16 protein-coding genes are annotated in these 17129 nt (G+C 70.7%); 4 read left to right on the forward strand and 12 right to left on the reverse strand.

Annotated elements, in window-relative coordinates; all coding sequences use genetic code 11:
- Positions 1 to 19: 19 nt before the first annotated feature.
- Both P6281_RS17925 and P6281_RS17930 read left to right on the forward strand, forming a co-directional pair.
- The gene (locus P6281_RS17925) at positions 20 to 769 is read left to right on the forward strand and encodes an enoyl-CoA hydratase (protein ID WP_014385425.1); all 750 of its coding nucleotides are present in this window, start codon (positions 20 to 22) and stop codon (positions 767 to 769) included.
- 49 nt (positions 770 to 818) lie between these two features.
- On the forward strand, positions 819 to 1385 hold the full coding sequence (locus P6281_RS17930) for a hypothetical protein (RefSeq protein ID WP_036390080.1): 567 nt from the start codon (positions 819 to 821) through the stop codon (positions 1383 to 1385).
- Here the strand turns inward: P6281_RS17930 and P6281_RS17935 are convergent.
- From P6281_RS17935 to rimP, 7 genes are all read right to left on the reverse strand, one after another.
- Positions 1382 to 2716 (reverse strand): MATE family efflux transporter, encoded by a 1335-nt coding sequence (locus P6281_RS17935; RefSeq protein ID WP_014380657.1) that lies wholly within the window; start codon positions 2714 to 2716, stop codon positions 1382 to 1384. The two genes, P6281_RS17930 and P6281_RS17935, sit on opposite strands and share 4 nt — an antisense overlap.
- Positions 2713 to 3714: a DHH family phosphoesterase gene (locus P6281_RS17940; RefSeq protein ID WP_179960084.1), complete on the reverse strand. Its 1002-nt coding sequence runs from the start codon at positions 3712 to 3714 to the stop codon at positions 2713 to 2715. The genes P6281_RS17935 and P6281_RS17940 overlap by 4 nt, the downstream gene beginning before the upstream one ends.
- Positions 3689 to 4177 carry a 30S ribosome-binding factor RbfA gene (rbfA, locus tag P6281_RS17945; RefSeq protein WP_008258717.1) on the reverse strand — a complete coding sequence of 163 codons (489 nt, stop codon included), beginning with the start codon at positions 4175 to 4177 and terminating at the stop codon, positions 3689 to 3691. Before rbfA ends, P6281_RS17940 begins: the two co-directional genes overlap by 26 nt.
- Positions 4178 to 4183: 6 nt before the next feature.
- Positions 4184 to 6955: a translation initiation factor IF-2 gene (gene infB / locus P6281_RS17950; protein WP_095580347.1), complete on the reverse strand. Its 2772-nt coding sequence runs from the start codon at positions 6953 to 6955 to the stop codon at positions 4184 to 4186.
- 75 nt (positions 6956 to 7030) lie between these two features.
- Positions 7031 to 7306 carry a YlxR family protein gene (locus P6281_RS17955; RefSeq protein WP_009955965.1) on the reverse strand — a complete coding sequence of 92 codons (276 nt, stop codon included), beginning with the start codon at positions 7304 to 7306 and terminating at the stop codon, positions 7031 to 7033.
- A gap of 156 nt (positions 7307 to 7462) precedes the next feature.
- Positions 7463 to 8509, reverse strand: a complete 1047-nt coding sequence (nusA, locus tag P6281_RS17960) for a transcription termination factor NusA (protein WP_009955964.1) — start codon at positions 8507 to 8509, stop codon at positions 7463 to 7465.
- 105 nt (positions 8510 to 8614) lie between these two features.
- Positions 8615 to 9139, reverse strand: coding sequence for a ribosome maturation factor RimP (gene rimP / locus P6281_RS17965; protein WP_014385427.1), 525 nt, complete (start codon positions 9137 to 9139; stop codon positions 8615 to 8617).
- Positions 9140 to 9346: 207 nt separating this feature from the next.
- Between rimP and P6281_RS17970 the strand changes: the two genes are divergently transcribed.
- Together P6281_RS17970 and P6281_RS17975 are read left to right on the forward strand one after the other, a co-directional pair.
- The gene (locus tag P6281_RS17970; protein WP_014380661.1) at positions 9347 to 9874 is read left to right on the forward strand and encodes a hypothetical protein; all 528 of its coding nucleotides are present in this window, start codon (positions 9347 to 9349) and stop codon (positions 9872 to 9874) included.
- Positions 9871 to 10317: a ferritin-like domain-containing protein gene (locus P6281_RS17975; RefSeq protein ID WP_008258734.1), complete on the forward strand. Its 447-nt coding sequence runs from the start codon at positions 9871 to 9873 to the stop codon at positions 10315 to 10317. Before P6281_RS17970 ends, P6281_RS17975 begins: the two co-directional genes overlap by 4 nt.
- On the opposite strand, the gene P6281_RS17980 is transcribed toward P6281_RS17975, so the two are convergent.
- The 5 genes from P6281_RS17980 to cobO all read right to left on the reverse strand — a co-directional run bounded on the left by P6281_RS17980 (position 10314) and on the right by cobO (position 17118).
- A complete protein-coding gene (locus P6281_RS17980; RefSeq protein ID WP_324738462.1) occupies positions 10314 to 12065 on the reverse strand; it encodes a proline--tRNA ligase in 1752 nt (583 codons plus the stop codon). The genes P6281_RS17975 and P6281_RS17980 overlap by 4 nt on opposite strands.
- Before the next feature lie 116 nt (positions 12066 to 12181).
- Complete coding sequence (locus P6281_RS17985) at positions 12182 to 13789, reverse strand: MFS transporter (RefSeq protein ID WP_026071284.1); 1608 nt, start codon at positions 13787 to 13789, stop codon at positions 12182 to 12184.
- A gap of 33 nt (positions 13790 to 13822) precedes the next feature.
- Positions 13823 to 15028: a uroporphyrinogen-III C-methyltransferase gene (gene cobA, locus P6281_RS17990; RefSeq protein WP_014385431.1), complete on the reverse strand. Its 1206-nt coding sequence runs from the start codon at positions 15026 to 15028 to the stop codon at positions 13823 to 13825.
- Between the two features lie 81 nt (positions 15029 to 15109).
- Positions 15110 to 16492 carry a cobyrinate a,c-diamide synthase gene (locus P6281_RS17995; RefSeq protein ID WP_014385432.1) on the reverse strand — a complete coding sequence of 461 codons (1383 nt, stop codon included), beginning with the start codon at positions 16490 to 16492 and terminating at the stop codon, positions 15110 to 15112.
- A gap of 11 nt (positions 16493 to 16503) precedes the next feature.
- Positions 16504 to 17118 carry a cob(I)yrinic acid a,c-diamide adenosyltransferase gene (gene cobO / locus P6281_RS18000; RefSeq protein WP_009956278.1) on the reverse strand — a complete coding sequence of 205 codons (615 nt, stop codon included), beginning with the start codon at positions 17116 to 17118 and terminating at the stop codon, positions 16504 to 16506.
- Positions 17119 to 17129: the final 11 nt, after the last annotated feature.

Below are 17129 nucleotides of genomic sequence, written 5' to 3' on the forward strand. Positions count from 1 at the left end.
GCTGACTACGGTTGCATTCATGACCGACGAGATCCTGCTGATCGACACCGAGGAACGGGTCCGCACCCTGACCCTGAACCGACCCCAATCGCGCAACGCGCTGTCCTCGGCGTTGCGGGACCGCTTCTTCGGCGCGCTGGCCGACGCCGAAACCGACGACGACGTCGACGTCGTCATCGTCACCGGCGCCGACCCGGTGTTCTGCGCGGGACTCGATCTCAAGGAGCTCGGCGGCTCGTCGGCGCTGCCGGACATCTCGCCGCGGTGGCCGGCGATGACCAAGCCGGTGATCGGCGCCATCAACGGCGCCGCCGTGACCGGCGGGCTGGAGCTGGCGCTGTACTGCGACATCCTGATCGCCTCGGAGAACGCCCGCTTCGCCGACACGCATGCCCGGGTGGGCCTGCTGCCCACCTGGGGGCTGAGCGTGCGGTTACCGCAGAAGGTGGGCATCGGCCTGGCCCGGCGGATGAGCATGACCGGCGACTACCTGTCCGCCGCCGACGCGCTGCGCGCCGGCCTGGTGACCGAGGCGGTGCCCCACGAGCGGCTGCTGGGTGCCGCGCGCCAGGTCGCCGCGTCGATCGTGGGGAACAACCAGGACGCGGTGCGGGCGCTGCTGGCGTCCTATCACCGCATCGACGACGCGCAGACCGGCGCGGGGCTCTGGCAGGAGGCGATGGCGGCCCGGCAATTCCGGACCAGCGGCGACGACATCGCCGCCAACCGCGAGGCCGTGCTGCAACGCGGGCGGGCCCAGGTTCGCTGATCGGGCGGTCCGGTCGGGCCGATTTCCGGCCACCCAATACGATCAGGTGATGCGCGCGGTTGTGGGAATCAGCAGGGCGCTCGCCTGCCTGGCGCTGGCGGCATCGGCGATCGCGGCCGGTGGCCCCCTCGCGGCCGCGCAGCCGCCGCCCAAGTTCCCCAACCTCGACGGCTACACCGCCGTCCCGGCCGAGGGCTACCTCAGCACCGGCGCCTCGCCGCGGATCGCCTTTTCCGCCCCGTACGCGCTGGTCTGTGACTTTTACGGCGGGCCGGCGCCCGCGCCGCAACCCTCGCAGGACATCAAGTGCAAGGGCGACATGTCGGGCATGGACGACGTCCCCATCCCCGGGGGCCACCCGCGGCCGGGCGATTGCGTCGTGGGTTCCGTCGACTTCAAGGGCCCCGGCTACCAATTGAGCCGCATGTCCTACAGCGGATGCGACGGCAACCCGCCCGCGCTGCCCACGGGCGCCAAGCTGTTGGCCGCGGGCCAGAAGTTGACCTACCTCAACGTCACCTGCGCGGTGGGAGCCGACAACCTGGTCGCCTGCCTGGACACCACCAGCGGCGACCACGGATTCGTCGTGCAGCGCTCGGGCAGCTGGGCGTTCTAGCGGCCCGTGGTGGCCGCCCAACGGCCCGAGATCGCCCGGGCGCCAACGAAGACCAGCCGCAGCAGCACGAACGTGGTCAGCCCCGTCCAGATGCCCGCCAGACCCCAGCCGAACACCAGCGACAGCCAGATCAACGGCAAGAAGCCGACCAGCGCGCTGATCACGGTGGCGGTGCGCATGAACGCGGCGTCCCCCGCACCCAGCAGCACGCCATCCAGGGCGAAAACAATTCCGGCAAAGGGTAATTGGGCCACCAGGAACCACCACGGCACCCCGATCGCGGCCAGCACCGAACGGTCGTCGGTGAACAGGCGGGGCAGCGCGGAAAACCCGACCGCGCAGAGGGCCGCCAGCAGGGCGGCGGCCGCCGCCGAGAACAGCGTCACCCGTCGCGCCACCGATTTCGCGTGTGCGGCGTCACCGGCGCCCAGCGCGGCGCCCACGAGGGCCTGCGCCGCTATCGCCAACGAATCCAGCACCAGCGCAAGGAATTCCCACAGCTGCAGCACGACCTGATGCGCGGCCAACGCCGAGGCGCCGAATCGGGCGGCGACCGCGCCCGCCGAGACGAAGCAGGCCTGAAAAGCCAGCGTCCGCACCACCAGGTCCCGGCCCATCACGAGTTGGGCCCGCAGCACGGCGCGGTCCAGCCGCAGCGGTGCCCGCTCGGCCAGCAGCGCGCGCCCGAACAGCACCGCGGCCAGCCACTGGCCCGCCAGGTTGGCCACCGCCGATCCGGCCAGCCCCAACCGCGGCAACCCCAGCCAGCCGTAGACCAACAGCGGGCACAGCAGCGCCGAAAGCCCAAAGCCGGCAACCACATAACGCAGCGGGCGGACGGTGTCCTGCACGCCGCGCATCCACCCGTTCCCCGCCAGAGACACCAATATGGCCGGGGCGCCGAAGATCGCGATGCGCAGCCACGGCAGCGCCGCCGCGGCGATCGCCTCCCCGCCCACTTTGCCGCCGGCGATCACCGACACCAGCGGCACCGCCGCAGTCTGCACCGCGATCACGACGAGTGCGCCCAGCCCCAGCGCCAACCACGTCGCCTGCACGCCCTCGGTCACCGCCGACGAGCGGTTGCCGGCGCCGAAGTGGCGGGCCGAGCGTGCCGTCGTGCCGTAGGAAAGGAAGGTGAGGTCGGAACCCACCAGGCTGAGCAGTAGCCCGCCGATGGCCAGCCCGGCCAGGCTCAGGGCGCCGAGCCGGCCGACGACCGCGGTATCGAAGAGCAGGTAGAGCGGTTCGGCCGCCAGCACGCCCAGCGCGGGTAGCGCCAGGCCGGCGATCCGACGGCCCCCGGCGTCGGGTCGATCCGGCTCGGTCACCCGAGCGCGGTGCGCAGCGCCGCGACGGCGTCCTCGATCGGGCCGGTGGTCGAGTAGCCGGCCGCCAGCCGGTGCCCGCCGCCGCCGAATGCGGACGCGACCGTCGCCAGGTCCACTTCGGCCTTGGCCCGCATCGATACCGACCACTGCCCCGGCGCGACCTCCTTGAAGACCGCGGCCACCTCGGCCTGCTGCGTGGTCCGCACGATGTCGACGATGCTTTCGACTTCCTCCGGGCGGGAGCCGCTCCAATCCTGGTGGCCGACAACGGCATACACCAGCCCCCGGCCGCCGGCCGCGCCCGGCACCAACTGGGCCGACGCCAGCACGCGCGACAGCAGCGGCAGCCATCCGAACGGATGGGTGTCCATCAGGGTCCGGCTGATTGCGGCGTTGTCCACGCCGGCGTCGACCAGCCGGGCGGCCAGACGAAGGGCGCGCGCGCTGGCCCAGCGGAACGATCCGGTATCGGTCGTCAGGCCGGCGTAGATGCAGTGCGCGACGTCGGAATCGATGGGCTTGCCCCACGCGTCGAGGATGTCGGCGATCATCATCGTGGTCGAATCCGCCGACACGTCAACGAAATTGGCGGTGCCGAACATGTCGTTGGAGGCGTGGTGGTCGATCACCAGCACCTCGGCGCCCGACACGGCCAGCTCGCTCAACGCGCCCAGGCGCTTGACGCTCGGAACGTCAACGGTGACAACCAGATCGACGTCGCGGCGCATCGCGTCCGGGCTGACCAGCAGGTGACGGCCCGGCAGCGACGCCAGCGATTCCGGCAGGCCGGCGGGCTCGGCGAAACTGACCTCGACCCGCTTGCCGCACTTGTCGAGCACCAAACCAAGCGCCAGACCGGCGCCGATGGTGTCGGCGTCGGGATGCACGTGGGCGATCACCGCGACGGTGGCGGCGTCCGACAGTAGGTCGACGGCGGCCGGCGCGTCGACGCGTGCACCCACACCGGCCAGTTCAGTATTCGCGTTGGTCGTCGTCACCGATGCTCCCGTCGAGGCCGGGCTCGGCGCCCGATCCGCTATCCCGGTATGGATCGGCCTCCCCAGCCGGCTTGGCGCCCGAACGAACCCGCGCCAGATCAGCGTCCGCGGCGCGGGCCCGCGCCAGCAACTCGTCCATCCGCTGCACGTTGTCCGACGTGGTGTCGCGGGTGAACGTGAGGGTGGGCGTGAAGCGCACGCCGGTGCCCGCCCCGACCATGGTGCGCAGCGCGCCCTTGGCCCGCTCCAGCGCGGCCGCGGCCGCGCCGTAGTCCGGCTCGTCGTCCAGCGTGCGCCCCATGACCGTGTAGAACACGGTCGCGTCGTGCAGGTCGGCGGTCACCTTCGCGTCCACGATGGTGACCCCGTCAAGCCCGGGGTCCTTGATCTCGAACTCGATCGCCGAGGCGACGATCGTGTTGATCCGCTTGGCGAGGCGGCGGGCCCGGGCGGGGTCAGCCATGCCGGGTCACGACCGTTCCTTTTGGACCAGCTCGTAGGACTCGATGATGTCGCCTTCCTTGATGTCGGAATAGCCCAGCGTCATACCGCATTCGAAGCCCTCGCGGACCTCGGTCACATCATCCTTTTCGCGTCGCAGCGAGTTGATCGTGAGGTTCTCGGTGACCACGACGTTGTCGCGCAGCAACCGGGCCTTGGCGTTGCGCCGCACCACGCCGGAGCTGATCATGCAGCCGGCGATGATGCCGACCTTGGAGGACCGGAAGATCGCCCGGATCTCGGCGCGACCCAGCTGGTTCTCCTCGTAGATCGGCTTGAGCATGCCGCGCAGGGCCTTCTCGATCTCGTCGATCGCCTGGTAGATCACCGAGTAGTAGCGGATCTCCACGCCCTCGCGGTTGGCCAGCTCGGTGGCCTTGCCCTCGGCCCGCACGTTGAAGCCGATGATCACCGCGTCCGACGCCGACGCCAGGTTGACGTTGGTTTCGGTGATGCCACCGACGCCGCGGTCGATGACGCGCAGCGCCACCTCGTCGTCGATCTGGATGCCCATCAGGGCCTCTTCGAGCGCCTCGACCGTACCGGCGTTGTCGCCCTTGAGGATCAGGTTCAGCTGGCTGGTTTCCTTCAGCGCCGAGTCCAGGTCCTCCAGGCTGATCCGCTTGCGCGAGCGGGCCGCCAGCGCGTTGCGCTTGCGGGCGCTGCGCTTGTCGGCGATCTGGCGGGCGATGCGGTCCTCGTCGACGACCAGCAGGTTGTCACCGGCGCCGGGCACCGACGTGAACCCGATGACCTGCACGGGCCGCGACGGCAACGCCTCTTCGACGTCGTCGCCGTGCTCGTCGACCATGCGGCGCACGCGCCCGTAGGCGTCGCCGGCGACCACCGAGTCGCCGACGCGCAGCGTGCCGCGCTGCACCAGCACGGTCGCGACCGGCCCGCGGCCGCGGTCCAGGTGCGCCTCGATCGCGACACCCTGGGCCTCCATGTCGGGGTTGGCCCGCAGGTCCAGGGCGGCGTCGGCGGTCAGCAGGACCGCCTCGAGCAGCGCGTCGATGTTGGTGCCCTGCTTGGCGGAGATGTCGACGAACATCGTCTCGCCACCGAAATCCTCTGCCACCAAACCGTATTCGGTGAGCTGGCCACGGATCTTGGCCGGGTCGGCGCCCTCCACGTCGATCTTGTTGACCGCGACCACGATGGGCACGTCGGCGGCCTGCGCGTGGTTGATGGCCTCCACCGTCTGGGGCATGACACCGTCGTCGGCGGCCACCACCAGGATCGCGATGTCGGTGGCCTTCGCGCCGCGGGCACGCATGGCGGTGAACGCCTCGTGACCCGGGGTGTCGATGAAGGTGATCGGCCGCTCGTCGCCGTCGTGCTCGACGGACACCTGGTAGGCGCCGATGTGCTGGGTGATGCCGCCCGCCTCGGCCTCGCGCACGTTGGCCTTACGGATGGTGTCCAGCAGCCGGGTCTTACCGTGGTCGACGTGACCCATCACGGTCACCACCGGCGGGCGGGTCTGCAGGTCTTCCTCGGTGCCTTCGTCCTCGCCGTAGGTCAGATCGAAGGACTCGAGCAGCTCGCGGTCCTCGTCCTCCGGGCTGACGACCTGGACGACGTAGTTCATCTCGCTGCCCAGCAGCTCGAGCGTCTCGTCGCCCACCGATTGGGTGGCCGTCACCATCTCACCGAGGTTGAACAGCGCCTGCACCAGCGAGGCCGGGTTGGCGTTGATCTTGTCGGCGAAGTCGGAGAGCGACGCGCCGCGGGCCAGCCGGATCGTCTCGCCGTTGCCGTGCGGCAACCGCACACCGCCGACGACCGGGGCCTGCATGTTCTCGTACTCGGCGCGCTTCGCCCGCTTCGACTTGCGGCCACGCCGGGGCGCGCCGCCGGGACGGCCGAACGCGCCGGCCGCACCGCCGCGCTGGCCGGGACGGCCACCGCCGCCACCGGGCCGGCCGCGGAAACCGCCGCCGCCTCCGGGCGGGGCGCCGACTCCGCCGCCACCGCCGCGGTAGTTGCCGCCTCCCCCGTCACGACCGCCGGGACCACCGGGCCGGCCGCCGCCGGGCCGCGGGGCGCCGGGGCGCGGCGGGCGGCCCTGTCCGGCCGCGCCGGCGGGCCGGGGTGGCATGTTGCCCGGGGAGGCGCCGGGCCGCGGCGCGCCCGGGCGGGGCGCTCCGGGACGCGGCGCCGCCGGGCGCGGGATGGGCCGGTCGACGGGTTGCGCCGACGAGAACGGGTTGTTGCCGACGCGCGGGGCGCGGGGCTTGGGGATGGGGCCGGGGCGCGGGCCCGGCGTCATGCCGGGGTGCGGCGCCTGGCCGGGAGCGGGCGGCTTCGGCTGCCCTGGCGACGGCGCCGACGGGCGCGCGGGGGCCGGCCCCGGTCGCGCCGGGGCGTCGCTCGGCGCGGCGCCGGAGGCCTGGGCGGCGGCGGCGGGCGCCGCGCCACCGGGCTGGGCCGGCGTCGCGGTCGCTTCGCCGTTGCCGGCGGGCTTGTTGATCGCGTTGTCGAGGGCCGCGTCGAGCGACTTGTCGGGGGCCTTGGCGGACGCCTTGGCGTCGCCTTTCGCGGCCTTCGCGGGGGCCTTCTCGGCCGCGGGCTTGCCGCCCCCGAAGGACTCGCGCAGCCGGCGAGCGACCGGTGCTTCTACCGTCGACGATGCGGATTTGACGAATTCGCCCTGATCATTCAGTCGGGCGAGGACTTCCTTGCTGGTGACACCGAGTTCCTTAGCCAACTCGTGTACGCGGGCCTTACCTGCCACTACATCTCCTGTCTATGAGGCGACAGTCGTGGGGCCGCGCCTCGGGTTTAGCTATGACACATTGTCATCGGGACTTCACGGTGTGCTCATGTTCTTTGCTACCTGTTCTGTTGCCGGGCGATCGGGCGCACTCAGCGACTCTATGTGCTCGACCACCGCGGAGGTGTCCGGTGAACCGGTGATGCGCAGCGCCTTGGTGAAAGCCCGCCGCCGGATCGCCTGTTGTGCGCAGTGCGGCACGGGATGCAGCCACGCACCCCGCCCCGGCAGGCGACTGCCTGTGTCAACGATCACGGCGAATTCGCCGTTCCCGGTCGGCACAGCCACCACGCGAAGCAGTTCGACGGCCAACTCTTGCTTTCGGCACCCGATACACGTCCGCACGGGTCCACCCATGTGTCGGTGCGCCCTTCTGGGTTTCGGAGGCCGAAGGCTCACGCTGGATCAGAAATAGTCTAGCGTCACCGGATCGATGGTCAGCACCGCCCGAGGATGTGCGGGCGCGCCCTAGCGGTCGTGGGCCATTCCGTGGGTGGCGCCGTGTTCGGGCTCGTTCTCCGGATGCCCGCCGGGCGAGTCCCCGCGGATGTCGATGCGCCAGCCGGTGAGCCGGGCGGCCAGCCGCGCGTTCTGGCCCTCCTTGCCGATGGCCAGTGACAACTGGAAGTCGGGGACGACCACCCGGGCGGCGCGGGCGGACGGGTCGATGATCGACACCGAGACCACCTTGGCGGGTGACAGCGCGTTGGCGACGAAGCGGGCCGGGTCCTCGTCGTAGTCGATGATGTCGATCTTCTCGCCGGATAGCTCGCTCATCACGTTGCGGACCCGCTGACCCATCGGGCCGATGCAGGCGCCCTTGGCGTTCAGGCCGGGCAGGTTCGACTTCACCGCGATCTTGGAGCGATGGCCGGCCTCGCGCGCCACGGCCACGATTTCGACCGACTCGTCGGCGATCTCGGGCACCTCCAGGGAGAACAGCTTGCGAACCAGGTTGGGGTGGGTGCGCGACAGCGTGATCAGCGGCTCGCGGGCCCCGCGGGTCACCCCGATCACGTAACACCGCACGCGGTTGCCGTGTTCGTAGCTTTCGCCGGGGACCTGCTCGGCCGCCGGGATCACGCCCTCGGACGCCTTCGTCTCGGTGCCCATCCGCACCACCACCAGGCCGCGCGCGTTGGCCCGGCTGTCACGCTGGATCACGCCCGCGACGATCTCGCCCTCACGCGTGGAGAACTCACCGTAGGTGCGCTCGTTCTCGGCATCGCGAAATCGCTGCAGCATCACCTGGCGTGCGGTGGTGGCGGCGATGCGGCCGAAGCCCTCGGGGGTGTCGTCCCATTCGCTGATGACGTTGTCGTCTTCGTCGGTCTCCCGGGCGATCACCCGGACGACGCCGGTCTTGCGGTCGATCTCGATCCGCGCGTCGTTCTGATGGCCCTCGGTGTGCCGGTAGGCGGTGAGCAGCGCGGACTTGATGGTCTCGAGCAGCTCATTGACCGAGATGCCCCGATCCACCTCGATCGCATGCAGTGCGGCCATGTCGATGTTCATCTGCGCCGCTCCTTCTCATCGCTACGCTCTGCATCGTCGCCGGCGCGGTTCATCAGCACCGCTCCTTCTCATCGCTACGCTCTGCATCGTCGCCGGCGCGGTTCATCAGCACCGCTCCTCCCCAGCCCCACGCTTCGCCAGTGCCAGTTCGGCGTCGGCAGGGGGCGAAAACTCCACCTGGACAACAGCTTTGACGACATCACCGAGCGAGATTTCGCGGATCGCCCAGTCCCGGCCGGTGCGAACCACCAGCGCGACGGCGTCCTCGTTCGTCTCGCCGATGCGGCCGGTCAGCGTCGATCCGTCGGAGAGGGTGACGTCGACCTTGCGGCCGCGGGCGCGGCGGAAGTGCTTCGCGCTGGTCAGGGGGCGGTCAACGCCGGGCGAGGAGACCTCGAGCACGTAGTGGTCGCCGATGGTGTCCAGATCGTCGAGCAGCGCCGACGCCGAGCGTGACAGCGTGGCGGCCGTGTCCAGGTCGAGGCCGTCGTCGCCGTCGGCGATCACCGTGATGCGTGGGGGCCGGGTGCGTGCGTCGATGACCACGTCTTCGATCTCGTATCCCGCGCGCGCAAACTCTGCATCGAGTAGCTCGATCACCTGCGTCTGCGACGGTAGCCCGGTGGTCACGGCGAGCTCCTCATCTTGAGTTGTCCGGTCATCTGGCGGATGTCGCCGCCGCGATGGCTTCGCGTCCGGCTTCCGGTGTCCCGGCGGAGAACGTGCTGGCTGTCCTCTGCGAGAACCAGCTATCCACGATACGCCAGGAATCGCGGATGGCGGCGCGATCGCGTGCTGGCTTCGTGCCCGCCGACGCACCGGTGGCAGGATGTGCTTGTGCCTAGCGCAGTTCCGTTCGTCAACCGGCGAGACGTCCTCTCCGGCGGCGTCGCTTTGGCCGCGCTCGGTGTGGTGTCCGCGTGCGGAAAGTCCGCGCCCAAGCCCCCGCCCGTCGAACAACTGCTGGGCCCGTTGGACCAGGCGCGCCACGACAGCGCGCTGGCGAGTGCCGCCGCCTCGGCCGTCGGGAACCCCCCGCAGGTCGCCGCCGCGCTGACGGTGGTGGCGAGCCAGCGCGCCGCGCACGCCCGCGCGCTGTCCACCGAGATCGCGCGGGCCGCCGGCAAGCTCGCCGCGCCGTCGTCGAGCGAAACGCCCAGCCCGAGTCAGGCCGAGCCGGCCGGTCCCCCGCCTCCCCCGCCGCCGGTGGCCGACGTGATCAACGCGCTGCACGCCTCGGCCGACAGCGCCGCTCGCCTGGTCGGCACCGAATCCGGCTACCGGGCCGGGCTGCTCGCCTCGATCGCCGCGTCCTGCACGGCGTCCTACACCGTGGCGCTGGTGCCCGGGGGGCCGTCGATATGAGCTCGGGGAAGGACGCCGACAACGCCGCGCTGTCCGACGCGCTAGCCATCGAACATTCGACGATCTACGGCTACGGCATCGTCTCGGCCATGTCGCCGCCCAGCGTCAACGGCATGGTGGTGGAGGCGCTCGAGCAGCACCGGCAGCGCCGCGACGACGTCATCGCGATGCTGACCGCCCGCAAGGTCACCGCCCCGGTTGCCGCCGCCGGCTACCAGCTGCCCCTGGTGGTCGGCAGCCCGGCGGACGCGGCGCGGCTGGCCGCGCGGATGGAGAACGACGGCGCCGGCGCGTGGCGCGTTGTCGCCGAACACGCCGAGACCGCCGAGGACCGGGCGTTCGCTTCGACGGCGCTGGTGCAAAGCGCGGTCATGGCCGCCCGGTGGAACCGGGTGTTGGGCGCCTGGCCGATCACGACGAGCTTCCCGGGCGGCAACGACTAGCCCGTCTCAAGCGCCGCCGCGATGTCGGAGGCCAGCGACGCCCCCGTCGCCAGTTCGCGGGTTTGCCCGCCGAAGCGGTCGCGCAGTTCCACCACGCCGTCCGCCCAGCCGCGCCCCACCACCACGATCCAGGGCACGCCCAACAGCTCGGCATCCTTGAACTTCACGCCGGGTGACGCCTGGCGGTCATCGAGCAGCACGTCGACGCCCAGCCGGTCGAGCTCGCCGGCGAGCTCGGTGGCCCCGGTGCGGGCCCGGTCGTCCTTGTTGGCGATCACCAGGTGGACGTCGAAGGGCGCGACCGACGACGGCCACCGCAGCCCCAGCTCGTCGTGGTGCTGCTCGGCGATCACGGCCACCATCCGCGAGACGCCCAGGCCGTAGGAGCCCATCGTCAGGCGCACCGGCTTGCCGTCCTCGCCGAGCACGTCGGCGGTGAAGGCGTCGGTGTATTTGCGGCCGAGCTGGAAGATGTGCGCGACCTCGATGCCGCGCGCCGACACCAGCGGGCCCGCGCCGTCCGGCGACGGGTCCCCGTCGCGCACCTCGGCGGCCTCGATGGTGCCGTCGGCGGTGAAATCGCGGCCGGCGACCAGCCCGACGACGTGCCGGCCAGGCTCGTCGGCCCCGGTGATCCAGCTGGTGCCGTCCACCACGCGTGGATCGACCAGGTAGCGAACACCGTTGTCGCGCAACGCTTTCGGACCGATGTAGCCCTTCACCAGAAAGGGGTACTTGGCGAAGTCGGCGTCGTCGAGCATCGCGTATTCGGCCGGTTCGAGCGCCGCGCCCAGCCGCTTGTCTTCGACCTCACGGTCGCCGGGTAGCCCGATGGCCAGCAGCTCCCAGTCCCCACCGGGCTCGCGCACCTTGAGCAGGACGTTCTTCAGTGTGTCGGCCGCGGTGACGGTGCGGCCCAGGTCGGCGGTGTTGGCCCAGTCCACCAGGGTGGCGATGGTCGGGGTGTCGCCGGTGTCGTGGACCACCGCCTCGGGCAGCCCGTCGATCGGCTGCGCCTCCGGGCGCGCGGTGACGACGGCCTCGACGTTGGCCGCGTAGCCGGACTCCAGGCAGCGCACGAAGGTGTCCTCGCCGACCGGGCTTTCGGCCAGAAACTCCTCGGAGGCGCTGCCGCCCATGGCGCCGGAGACCGCCGAGACGATGACGTAGCGCACCTGCAGGCGCGCGAAGATGCGCTGATAGGCCTCGCGGTGCGCGTGGTAGGCGGCCTTGAGCCCGGCGTCGTCGACGTCGAACGAGTAGGAGTCCTTCATCAGGAACTCCCGCACGCGCAGGATGCCGGCGCGCGGCCGCGCCTCGTCGCGATACTTGTTCTGGATTTGGTAGAGCAGGACCGGAAAGTCTTTGTAGGAGCTGTATTCGCCCTTGACCGTCAGGGTGAACAACTCCTCGTGCGTCGGGCCCAGCAGGTAGTCGTTACCGCGGCGGTCTTTGAGCCGGAACACCGAGTCGCCGTATTCGGTCCACCGGTTCGTTGCCTCGTAGGGCGCGCGGGGCAGCAGGGCGGGAAACAGGATCTCTTGCCCGCCAATGGCATTCATCTCCTCGCGGACGATGCCCTCGATGCGGCGCAGCACCCGCAGGCCCAGCGGCAGCCAGCTGTACAGCCCGGGCGCGACGGGCCGGATGTAGCCGGCCCGGATCAGCAGCTTGTGGCTGGCGACTTCGGCGTCGGCGGGATCGTCGCGCAACGTGCGCAAAAACAGCTGGGACATCCGGGTGATCACAGCGGGCTAGCCTAGCGGTGACGCGGGGCCCGGTATCCGGCAGCCCGAGACTGCAACCAGCGACGCGTTTCCCGAGTAGGACGTAGGTAGCTGCACTCTCGCGGAGGGTCAGTGAGCTACAGCTCCCCGGCGTCCATCGCTTCCTTGACCTCTTGCGCGTGCGCGACCTGGTCGGGTGTGTAGCCGATGAGCAGCGCCGCACCGCCGACGATGACCGCCACCCCTGCCACCCACAGCAGGCCGTAGGTATAGCCGTGGTCGAGCGCCTGCAGCTGCGCGTCGGTCATGTTCTTCACCGGGCCGGTGGTGCCGCCCAAATACAGTGTCCGCGAAGTGATCACGGCCTGGATGACGGCCAACACGAGCGGGCCACCCAGGCTTTGCAGCATCAGCGTGACCGCGGAGACGGGACCGATCTGATCGAAACCCACACCGGCGATGGCCGACAGCGTCAGGGGCACGACGGCCATGCCGATGCCGATCCCGCCGACCACGATCGGCAACACCAGGTTGGGGAAGTAGGCGACGCCGCGGTGCATGAACGCCCAGCCGTAGAGCATCGCCCAGAAGAGCAGGATGCCGCCGCCGATGGTCAAGACCCGCGGCGAGAACCGCGACACCAGCTGCGAGGAGATGCCGAGGCCGATCCCCATCGCGATGACGAACGGGATGAAGCCGACGCCGGCGTGCAGCGCGCTGTAGCCGAGGATGTCCTGCACGTACAGGCCGATGCACACGGTCAGGCTGAACATCAGCCCGCCGGCCAGGAAGATCGCGGTGAACGTGACCAGGCGGTTGCGGTCGCGGAACAGATCGAACGGCACGACGGGGTTCTCGGCGGTGCGCTCCACGATGATGAAGCCCAGCCCGGCGAGCATCGCCACCACACCCGAACCGATGGTGGTGATCGAAACCCACCCCTTTTCCGGCCCCATCGAGAAGGCGAACACCGCGGCGGTGCACGTCAGGGTGGCCAGCATGGCGCCGGTGGCGTCCAGCTTCATCCGCTCGCGGTTGGTCTCGCGCAGCGCGGTGCGGGCCAAATACATCATCACCAGGCCGATCGGCACGTTCACCAGGAACGCCAGCCGCCACGACACCTCGGTGAGCGCTCCCCCGACCACGAGGCCCATCACCGAGCCGACGGCCGTCATCGCGGCGAAGACCGCGGTCGCGAAGTTGCGCGCCGGTCCCTTGGGGAAGGTGGTCGCCACCAGCGCCAGGCCCGTCGGCGAGGCGATGGCCGACCCGACGCCCTGCGACAGCCGGGCGATGACCATGGTCGCCTCGTCCCAGGCGACGGCGCACAGCACGGAGGAGATGGTGAACAGGGCGACACCGACGATGAAGGTGCGCTTGCGCCCGATGGTGTCACCGAGCCGCCCGCCGAGCAGCATCAGCCCGCCGAATGTCAGCACGTAGGCGGTGATCACCCAGCTGCGGCCGGCGTCGGACAGGCTGAGCTCGTTTTGGATCTTGGGGAGCGCGACGATCGCGACGGTGCTGTCCATCGTCGCAAGCAGCTGCATACCGCCGATGGCGATGACGGCCGCGATGAAGCGTCGCGAGGGCAGCCACGCCGGGTAGTACTTGCTGATGCGATTGGAGGCGGTCTCCGCCGGGGGCTTTGCGGCGGTCTCCGCCGTGCGCACCGGGGCCGGACGATCGGGGCGTGCAGACGTCCAGTTTTGGACAGCGCGCTCTGAGTCGTTGAGAGCCGTCATAAAGGGTTACCTTACAGTAATCTTAAGAAGCGTTTAAACCCCGAAAGCCGCCACGGCGCCGATCACGATGATCGCGGGAGGTCGGATCCCCTCGGCGCGAATCTTTTCGGGCGTGTCGGCGAGGGTGGCCCGCAAAGTGTGTTGAGCGGCCGTCGTTCCGTGCTGAACGACAAGCACGGGCGTATCCGCTGGTCGACCTCCTGCCAAAAGGGCTTCGGCGAAAAGTTCGATGCGTTCGACGGCCATCAGCAAAACAATCGTGCCGGACATCGCGGCCAGCGCATCCCAATTCACTAACGATTCGGGATGCCCGGGTGGGAGATGGCCGCTGACCACCACGAACTCGTGGTTGATCGCCCGATGGGTGACGGGGACACCCGCCAATGCGGGCACCCCTATGGCGCTTGTCACACCCGGCACCACGGTGACCGGGATCCCGGCCTCGGCGCACGCGAGCACCTCCTCGTAGCCGCGGGCGAAGACGAAGGGGTCCCCCCCTTTGAGGCGCACCACGAAGCTTCCAGCCCGGGCGCGTTCGATCATCACGTCGTTGATGGCGTCCTGGGCCATCGCCCGCCCGTACGGGATCTTGGCGGCGTCGATGACTTCCACGTGTGGGGGCAGTTCGGCGAGCAGTTCCGGCGGCGCGAGGCGGTCGGCGACCACGACGTCGGCCTGGGCGAGCAGCCGGCGCCCGCGCACGGTGATCAGTTCGGGGTCGCCGGGACCGCCCCCGATCAGCGCCACGCCGCCCTTGACGGCGTCGGAGCCCACCGGGCCCTCGGGGGTGATGACCCCGGTCTGCAGCGCCTCCCGGATGGCCGAGCGGATCGCCGCCGAACGCCGGTGCTCGCCGCCGGCCAGGACGCCGACGGACAGCCCCGCATAGCTGAAAGACGCTGGCGTCACCGCGGTTCCCTCGACGGCGATGTCCGCCCGGACGCAGAAGATCTGGCGGCTTGCGGCCTCGGCGACCACGGCCTCGTTGACGCGCGGGTCGTCGGTGGCCGCGATCGCGTACCAGGCGCCGTCGAGGTCGCCGTCGCGGTATTCGCGCAGTGCCAGAGTGATTCCGGTCATGGCCTCGACCGACCGGGTGGCGCTGCGGGAGATGACGTGGACGTCGGCGCCGCTGGCGATGAGCAACGGCAACCGGCGCTGGGCGACGGTGCCGCCGCCCACGACGACGACCTTCTTACCGGTCAGCCGCAGCCCTACGAGGTAGGCGCTCTCAGTCACCCGGCAAGCTTAGTGGTTCGTGGCCTTGGCATCGCGCGCGTAACGCCGCGGCGAAGTTCGGCCGGATTTTTCGCCGTGACGTTACGTCCGCGAACCCGCTCGCCGGGCCGCGTGGGCGACGAAGCGCGCCACCGCCTCCGGCGCGGCGGCCGGGTGGGTGTGCAGATACGACGCGTGCACGCCGCCGTGCACGACGCCATCGCGCACGGCCCCGCCGGCATCGTCGGCGTCGTCGGCGTCGGGGGCCCGGTACATCCATGCCGGCTGGTAGCTGTCGCTGAATGTGACTGCGGTGCGGTGGAATTCGTGCCCGACGGCCCGCTGGCCCGCAGTGTACAGCGGGGAATCGGCCACGGCGACGGCGTCGCGGTAGGCCAGCGTCAGCTGCGGGGTGAACCGGGCCCGTCCGGCCAGCACGCCGCACATCGGGTGGCCGTCGAGTTCGGTGGCCAGGTAGATCAGCCCGGCGCACTCGGCGTGCACGGGCGCCCCGGCGGCGGCCAGCTCCTTGATCTGCCGGCGCACGACCTCGTTGGCGGACAGCTCGGCGGTGAACTGTTCGGGAAAGCCGCCGGGCAGCAACACCGCATCGCTGCCGTCGGGCAACGCGTCGCTGAGCGGATCGAATGCGACGACGTCCGCGCCGGCGGCCGCCAGCAGCTCCGGGTGCTCGGCGTAGCCGAAGCTGAAGGCCTTCCCGGCCGCCACGGCCACGGTGGCGCGCCGCCGCGCCGACTCCCCCACCGCCGCCGCCGGATCCCACGGCTGCCCGGCCGCCGGGGCCCGCGCGACCGCGATCACCGACGCCAGGTCGACGTGGGCGGCGACCAACGCGGTCATCGCGTCGACCGCCTGCCGGGCCCGGCGGCCGTACTCCACGGCGGTGACGAGCCCCAGATACCTTGTGGGAAGCTCCAATTCGGCCGCCCGCGGGATGGCCCCCAGCACCGGGACACCGGCCTGCTCGCAGGCCTGCCGCAACACCTGCTCGTGGCGGGTCGAGCCGACCCGGTTCAGGATCACGCCGGTGACCCGGGTGGCGGTGTCGAACGTCGAAAAGCCGTGCAGCAGCGCGGCGATGCTCTGGCTTTGACCGCGCGCGTCGATGACCAGCACGACGGGTGCGCCCAGCAGGCGGGCGACGTGGGCGGTCGATCCGGCGGCGGGGGTGGCGGCGGACGGCCCGATCCGCCCGTCGAACAGCCCCATCACGCCCTCGATCACCGCGATGTCCGCGCCGGCGGCGCCGTGCGCGTACAGAGGGCCGATGAGGCCCTCCCCGACCAGCACCGGGTCGAGGTTGCGGCCCGGCCGGCCTGCGGCCAGGCCGTGATACCCGGGATCGATGAAGTCCGGGCCCACCTTGAACGGCGCGACGGTGTGACCCGCCCGGCGCAAAGCGCCGATCAAACCCGTTGCCACGGTGGTCTTTCCGCTGCCGGACGAGGGTGCGGCGATGACCATGGCGGGAACACTCACCACTCGATGCCCTTCTGCCCCTTGCGCCCGGCGTCCATCGGATGCTTGAGCTTGGTCATCTCGGTGACCAGGTCGGCCGCATCGATCAGCGGCCGCGGGGCGTCGCGTCCGGTGATGACGACGTGCTGGTGGCCGGGCCGCGCCGCGAGCACCTCGACCACCTCGTGGACGTCGACCCAGCCCCACTTCAGCGGATAGGTGAACTCGTCGAGCACGTAGAAGTCGTGGCGCTGGTCGGCCAGCCGGCGCGCGATTTCGGCCCAGCCGTCGGCCGCGGCCGCCGCGTGATCGGTGTCGCTGCCCGCCTTGCGCGTCCAGGACCAGCCCGCACCCATCTTGTGCCATTCGACCGGCGCGCCGGCGCCGTGTTGTTCGTGCACGTCGCCGAGCGCGGCGAACGCCGCCTCCTCGCCGACCTTCCACTTCGCGCTCTTGACGAATTGGAACACCGCGACGGAAAGCCCGGCGTTCCAGGCCCGCAACGCCATTCCGAACGCCGCCGTCGACTTCCCCTTGCCGGCGCCGGTGTGCACCGCCAGCACCGGCGTGTGACGTCGCGCCCGGGTGGTCAGGCCATCATCGGGAACCTGGACTGGAACTCCTTGCGGCATAACGGGTTACC

Origin of the sequence: Mycobacterium sp. 5-140-3-2 (assembly GCF_035666375.1) — a bacterium.
GTDB lineage: Bacteria > Actinomycetota > Actinomycetes > Mycobacteriales > Mycobacteriaceae > Mycobacterium > Mycobacterium intracellulare.